The sequence below is a fragment of the Terrisporobacter sp. genome (genome assembly GCF_017888745.1).
Classification (GTDB): domain Bacteria; phylum Bacillota; class Clostridia; order Peptostreptococcales; family Peptostreptococcaceae; genus Terrisporobacter.
Window position 1 is genome coordinate 1 of sequence record NZ_JAGHFM010000098.1, and the last position, 7,674, is coordinate 7,674.

The 7,674-nt window shown below is 25.1% G+C and carries 7 protein-coding genes; 1 reads left to right on the forward strand and 6 read right to left on the reverse strand.

All coding sequences use genetic code 11. The features are described from left to right. Nucleotides 1–11 precede the first annotated feature (11 nt). Together J7G74_RS05065 and J7G74_RS05070 are read right to left on the reverse strand one after the other, a co-directional pair. Entirely contained in the window at nt 12–827 is an 816-nt protein-coding gene (locus J7G74_RS05065) for a PRD domain-containing protein (RefSeq protein WP_297132668.1), read from the reverse strand. Nucleotides 828–847: 20 nt separating this feature from the next. Beyond that, complete coding sequence (locus J7G74_RS05070; RefSeq protein WP_297132670.1) at nt 848–1,330, reverse strand: PTS sugar transporter subunit IIA; 483 nt, start codon at nt 1,328–1,330, stop codon at nt 848–850. Nucleotides 1,331–1,866: 536 nt separating this feature from the next. Between J7G74_RS05070 and J7G74_RS05075 the strand changes: the two genes are divergently transcribed. Next, nucleotides 1,867–2,046 carry a hypothetical protein gene (locus J7G74_RS05075; protein WP_297132671.1) on the forward strand — a complete coding sequence of 60 codons (180 nt, stop codon included), beginning with the start codon at nt 1,867–1,869 and terminating at the stop codon, nt 2,044–2,046. Between the two features lie 21 nt (nt 2,047–2,067). On the opposite strand, the gene J7G74_RS05080 is transcribed toward J7G74_RS05075, so the two are convergent. From J7G74_RS05080 to J7G74_RS05095, 4 genes are all read right to left on the reverse strand, one after another. Beyond that, entirely contained in the window at nt 2,068–4,029 is a 1,962-nt protein-coding gene (locus J7G74_RS05080; protein WP_297132673.1) for an ATP-dependent nuclease, read from the reverse strand. Nucleotides 4,030–4,193: 164 nt separating this feature from the next. Then, a complete protein-coding gene (locus J7G74_RS05085; protein ID WP_297132676.1) occupies nt 4,194–5,699 on the reverse strand; it encodes a class I SAM-dependent methyltransferase in 1,506 nt (501 codons plus the stop codon). 205 nt (nt 5,700–5,904) lie between these two features. Then, nucleotides 5,905–6,471 (reverse strand): hypothetical protein, encoded by a 567-nt coding sequence (locus J7G74_RS05090; RefSeq protein ID WP_297132678.1) that lies wholly within the window; start codon nt 6,469–6,471, stop codon nt 5,905–5,907. Between the two features lie 177 nt (nt 6,472–6,648). After that, nucleotides 6,649–7,377, reverse strand: a complete 729-nt coding sequence (locus tag J7G74_RS05095) for a GmrSD restriction endonuclease domain-containing protein (protein WP_297132681.1) — start codon at nt 7,375–7,377, stop codon at nt 6,649–6,651. Nucleotides 7,378–7,674 lie beyond the last annotated feature (297 nt).

Here is a 7,674-nt window from a genome sequence, read left to right on the forward strand (position 1 = left end):
CCATTTTATTTTTATAAAATTTTTGTTAAGTGTAATAATAAATAAATCTTTTCAGGCTTATCTAATTTATACTTAAATTCTTTTTTAGTATACTCATTTAATTTTTCTAAATACTCTACATTTTTAGGATGATTATTAATTAAATAGTCATACATTTCAATCATTTTATCATCCTGATAAGTTTCGTTCTTAAATATCCTTTGAGCAAGAAACTTAAGATGAGTCATAAAACGTATTGTATTTAAATTTGATTCATCTAATTCTAGTCCATAGCACTCTTTAATTAAATCAATATTACCTTTTACAAATTTTAAAGTATCGTATGCTAAGTTATTATTTGCTTGCATATTAACAAAATGTAGTGCTATGTATCCTGCTTCATCTTTAGGTAAACGAATGTGGCATATTTCATCTATAATATCTAAAGCTTTTGTACCTAATTCAAACTCATTCGAATACATAATCTTTATATCCGAAAGCATTAAGTTAGGTAAAAATACATTTTTTTCTGCTCTCTCTATTGCAAAACTAATATGTTCTATTAAAGATAATATTCCCTTATTATTAAACTTCCCTTCATTTCCTGGGATAAGACTTATAATTTTTTGTGATGCATCCATAACTTCTGAACTAACATTCTTTAATAATTCCAAGAATTTTGTTTGCATATTGTCTTGAACATAATAAATTTTTTCTATTTTATCTTCATTAATTTCATCTCCTGGACGTTTGTTAAAGCCTATGCCAAGTCCTAATAAAATAGCATCTTTTCCGTCATCAGTTACTGTAGACAACGCATTATTATTAAAGATTTTTGTTGCTATCATATAAAATTACATCCTTCCTATTACTTCATAATTTCAATAACAGTATCTTGTCCAGCAACAACATCATTCTCTGTCATGCAACTTACTTTTGAGAATTCAGTATGATTTAGTACAACCATTACTGTTGTACAATCAATTCCTTGAGAAGCTATTCTTTCCCTTTCAAAACGTATTATTGGATCACCTTTTTTAACAATAGTTCCTTGAGATACTTCATTTTTGAATCCATCACCTTTTAAATTTACTGTATCAATTCCTATGTGAACTAATATCTCAACTCCATCATCTGAAACTATTCCAAAAGCATGCTTAGTCTCAGTAAGTACATTTATCTTACCATCACAAGGAGCTACAACAACATCGCTATTAGGAATAATTGCTATTCCATCACCCATTAATTTTTTTGAAAACATTGAATCGTTTACTTTCTCAATATTAATACTGTTACCACTCACTACTGCATGTATCTTATAACTTTTATTTTTTTTGAAAAAATTTAACACTTTATTTCCTCCCTATTAAATAAAAGGATTTCCTTTCCACGCAAAAAGGCACAAATCCTCAGAATAAAAACATCCAAGAACTCATGCCTAATTTAATAGTTACACGTTTCATATTTACTATGAATATATTATAAAACGTTTTCTAAAATATTACAATACTTATTTTTTTATATTTTAAAATATTTTTTCTATAGCAATTATGCATTATTATAAAATAAAAAGATATTAGTAAATTACTAATATCTTTTTTGTTGATTTGAATGGTGGAGATGATTCACTAAAATCATACCCACGATTATACTCAATTTAATATAATATACATTTTATATTATTAGCTATTCAAATATATATACTAACTATAAATTCTATTACTAATGCTATAAATAATATTATCTATCTCATTTTTATCATCTATATCTGCTAATAAAATTAATAGTATATTACTATTCTAACTTGAATAAAAGTATATTAATTACATATATTTTAATCAATTAATACATATAATATGACATATTGATTTTTAGGAGATTATAATTATGAAAAGTAATTTAGAGCTATCGCCTCAAGATATAGAAAGATTAAATCTCTTGCTCCAATATTCTTTAGATGCCATAGAGTATTGGTTTGATTCTTGTGATGTTGATAAGGATACTTTAACTGAGAATAAACACTTCATTAATGAATGCAATTACTTTTTAAAAAAGCTAAGAGAGTAAATATCTACTCTCTTAGCTTTTTTATTTAAGTCTTTGATCTATTATTTTCATCAATTCATATAAAGGAGAACTAGTTTTCTTGTATGATATAGACTTGATTTCATCTAGTAATCTTCGATTCGTTACTCCTAACTTTGGTGCTATTTTCCCTAATGCCATATTTACAACTTGTTTACCTGGACATATACTTATCCAGTCTCTTTCAACCCTCTCATCCGAAAAATTAGACATACAATCATTGTAAACTTTCTTAGATTGCTCTATAAATTTATCTATATTCTCTCTTTTAATTAATTGATCTATATATTGCATATACTTTTCTTCTTCTAGCTCCACATATCTATGGTTAGATTTAATTAATGATGCTAGAGAATTGTTTAATTTACCAGAGATATATTGCTTTTTAAATAGTTGCATTTGGGACAAAGCAGATTCTTTTAACTGACTTTCAATGTACTCATAGTTTATTACATTTTTAGTTTCATCATCTGCTAATCTTAATGATGCTTCTAACCAAATATCTATATCGATAAGATAGTTTTCTATTTCATGTCTGTCCAGCAATATAAAATCGTCTCTATTTTCTTCTAATATATCCTTAACCTTTTCTTCATTAGCTTCATCAGCATCTAGTAGAAATAAAAATTTAAAATCCCTAATGTAACTACCTACCTCTTTTATTCCTCTATATACTTGTACTAATTTATTGCAACTTTCCATTTTCTCTATCTTTATATTTTTTGTAATAAACTTTCTAAATAACTCTTCCTCTGTTTTTCCTTCTACAAAAAGTACTCTATTGTATAATGCACTTACCCCTAATTCCCTTAATTTTTTTTCACATTCCTCATATCTTATTATTTTCAAATCTGTATCTATTATGTAATTACTACCCTCATCAAAATTAGAATATATCAGTGGTTTAGAATGAGTAAATAAAAACACTTGTTCAATCTTACTATTTGAACTCCCTTTAAATTTATAATATTTTTCTATTATATTAGGCTTTACCCCTAGGTCTTTCAATACTTCGGCATATGTTTTTTCACTGTCACATAGTGATTTAAATAGATTTAAAAACTTATATATTAAGTCTTCATGTAAATGATTTTCTGGTTCATCCATTATCATTACACTTATTCTATCTACTAAATTTATATACATCAATGAGTAAAATATAGTCTTTTCACCTGAACTAAGTTGTCTCAAATCATATCTTTTACCTCCAGTGTTTTGATTGGAAACTAATTTAACTACTTCATCTTTTTTAAAATTATTTGCTGATACATTGTCAAATCTTATATTTTCAAATAGTTTTGTAGTTAGTTCTTCCGATATCTTATAATATAAATCTACTTTTCCCTTTGTTGGAATTAATCTCTCATATGCCCAGTCTTTAATTAAATTTTTATATAATAAATTAAAAGTATCACTTGGGAAAAATATCATATTAAGTGTTATCCAAGTCTCTTTGTTAACAGGTAGAACATAACTCGTTTCTATACTCAGATCACTAAAATTCATATCAGATTCATTATAATGTTTATTCGATTCTATAAACATTATAATGTTATTTGGGTTGTCTAGTTTCCAATAATCCAAAAGCTTTTTCTCTCCTTGAATAAAGGTAACTTCCCATTTAACATCTTCACATTCTATAAGTATATCTAAATTAATTTCTATTGGATCTTCATTATCATGGAATAGTATTTGTATATTCGCTTTATCCTTATTTGTATAGGCTTTAATCTTTTCTATAAAATGTAAACTTGCATTTTTAGTAAACTCATTATCAGGATATTCTTGTTGTAATAATTTTAAGAATACAGACTGTTGTAACAAAAGCATTGCATCAGCTATAGTTGTTTTTCCTGAACCATTTTTCCCACTTATCGTATTCAATTCTTTCGCTTCACTAAAATCAAGATGTACTTTATTACTAAATTTCTTAAATCCTTCTAATGTTATTTTTTTTAACTGCATTAATATTCTTCCCCTCCAAAAATATAATATTTAAATTATATCATATTAACAAAAAAATACATTGACTAAATTATCAATGTATTTTTCATGGATTTCAATGGTGGATACAAATCATAACAATCAAATCCACAATTATATCATTCACATAATTCAAATCTAATTAATTATAATATTATATCTTTTACTAATTTATCTATAATATCTTGAGACGGTAACTCATTTTCATACATTTTTCCTAATAATCTAAGTTGTCTAATATCTGGATACCTTATCATTTTAAGATCTGATACATTTACTTGAGTATTTCCACTAAATGTTCTAAAGTAAGAATCTACTAATGTTGAATTCAAGTAAAGATTTAATCCTTTTGCAATATCAATATTAATTCCTTGTTTATTTATATGAAAATAGTTTAATTTATTATCAATCCCAACTAAATCAAAATTATAAAAGTTACCTACGTAAAGAGCTGATATAATTCTTCTTTTCTCCTCTTTTGAAGTCATCCTTTTTACAATTACATAATTACCATTAGTTCTTAATCTATTTATATTATTTTGATTTGTACTTATATAATTAAATTTTTTTAAACCTTCTATAATAGGCCAATTAATTTCTCTATTATTTATATGTTCTGGAAATAATATTACTTGATCTCCATCTATATAATTCTTATGTAGAACATTTAAATCCTCCCTGAAATCAACCACAGGTCCTGTAGATACATCTAGTCCTATATCTTGTAAACTACATCTTACTCTCATCATACATCTAATTATCTCATCTTCTTCTTTACCCTTAGATAATCTAATTACTTTATTATCACCAACTATTATATCTCTTAATAAGATATTTGTAGATATTATATTATCAAGTGTAGAATTATAACTATGAAAAACTTTAACTATTGCATCTTTCTTTGCCTGACCTTTTATGCAATAATATATCATAGATTCTTGTAATACATCTTCATTATCAAAAACATCTTTTCTTGACTCAAATAAATGTATTTTATTAAAATACATAATTTCTAAAAATGAATCTCTAAATTTATCGAAATATTTTCCATTACAAAAACTTCTAGGAGTTATAGCTACTAATTGTCCTTTATTTTTTAACATTTGACAAGATAACTGCACGAAAGCAGAATAATAATTACTTACATCTATCCCTATATTCTTTAATGCTTTTTTATGTTCAGAATCATTACTCATCTTATTATATGGAGGATTCATGACTACATAATCATACTCTTTCTGATTATTCTCTTTCAATAAATTTATAGATGAAAAAATAAAATCTTCATTCTTTATTGTATATATTAACTCAACTTTCTTTTTAGTACATATATTTTTTAATTCTTCCATATTATTTTGTAGATGAGATATAACTATATCGTCTATTTCGTACATTAAAACACATATTTTTTTTATTTTACTCCTTTTCAGTAAATATTTTACTGTTGCCATAGTTAATATGCCTAATCCACAACCTGGATCAAGTATATTTATAGATTCTGACCTGTTATTAAACATACCCGCCATATAATCTGCTATAGTAATTGGAGTATAATATTGATTATATTTTTCTTTATTTATTAAATGTATATTCTCGTAGCACGATTTAATTAAATTATCTATTTCAATTTCGAATTTTTTTTTCTTACTCATTTTTGCTACCTTTCTTTCTACCTATTAATAGTTAATCCAACATAAATAGTACAGCATTTATATTATATTACCTATATTAATATGTAAATATGTAATTGGTACTATTTAAGTATACATCCAATCTCTACATATTAATATTAACATTAATAAAAATAAAAAGAATAGATATATATCTATTCTTTTTATATATTTACTATTAAAATTTTTATTTACAGCTAAAATATTCAGTACCAAATTTAGTTAAAATACTAAACCTTGTTACACCTCTCTGACTAGCTATTTTAGCTTTTTGTAGTTCTAAGTACTTTTTATTACTATATAGACTTTTTATTTTTTCTTTTATATATTCAGTAGGGTCTTTTAATTTCAAAATATCCTCAAGATTATTAGATATTCCTATAGCTATTATCTCAAAAGAAGATATCATAACGCCTCCTTTAAATCTATCTTTTTCAGCATAATATTTCTTAAACGCATCATCTCCTAAAGCATTTTGTAATAGTTCAAATGTTTTATCAAATACCTCTTTCTCTTTCTCATAATTTAAGTTATCTGTTATACAAAGCTCTCTCATTTTATCAGTTATTAGTTCCGTAAGTTCATCACTTGATGAGAATTCTGAACTTTTAATATTTCTATATACTAAAAATCTTAATACATATTCTAAATCATCCTGCTCCTTTATAGCATTATCACTCAAAGGCATACATCCTATAAAATCAGGATTATATGATAATTGCCTTAACCATGTATAAAAATTTCTATTAAGCATTATAGCCAAACAGTTTCTTATTTCCTGAGGACTTAGTCTACTTCCTCCTGTATTAAGCCTATCGAATATATCATATTTTGCTTTTGGATCACTCTCTGTATCTACTTTGATTATTCTTAATGTCGCATTTAAAAATGCATTTTTTAAATATTTATTTTGTTCAAATGAAAATTTATGTTAATAATATTTATTATCCCAAACTTTTCCTTCTAATTCTTTTAAAGTTTTTGTTTGCACAAGTACAGACGGTTTTAAAGTTCTATTTTCATCATCTTTTAAAATTCCTAAAAATTCAAAAATTGTTGATAATCTTTGAACTCCATCTATAATATCCCAATTTAAATCTTCATCTTCTGCAACAAAAATAGGAGGTATTGGTATTCCTAATAAAATAGATTCTATAAATCTAGATTTTTGCTTAGATGTCCATCTAAATACTCTTTGAAATTCTGGGTGTACATCTATAGATTCTCTATCAGCATACATTTCTTTCAATTGAGATACCATAATATCTGCATCTTTTATTTTAATTTTTCTTCTTTCTTCTCTTATCTTTTTTTCTAAATCACTAGTAGTATATACTTCTTTGGAATCGTCATTATATTCTTCTATATCGAACTTTATCTGAGTAAAATTAGAAACATTGTCTTCTTCCATATTACTTTTTAAGTCCTTTATCTCACTTAATTTATAATGTAGTTTTAATTTTTCATCTTCACTTAGATCTTTATATATTAATTCCTTATCAATCCCTAAATATTTACTCAGCTGTTCGCTTCTATTATCTGGTATTTTTCTTTTACCTTTTACCCAATCACTAACTGCTTGAGACGATATACCCAAGTAATTAGCTATATCTTTGTATTCTATATTTTTCATTTTTACAATGAATTCTAAACCTAACATATATTAACACCCCCTTTTAGACTTATTATTCAATCATTATATTTTTTTATGATTTATAATTAAAGTATATTCTAGACTTATTATTCAGTCAAGTTATTTTTCCCAGCCTTTATTTTAATTTTTCAAATAAAAAAACTACTAAGTCATAAACTTAGTAGTTCTTATCCTCGTTTTCGAGGGTTTGAATGGTGGAGATGAGGGGATACTCTAACATATATTTTTTTGTGATTTCAATCTTTTTATTTTTCTTTATCTTCTAGTATATTACTTACTTATAGCAATTGTATTTTTTATTTA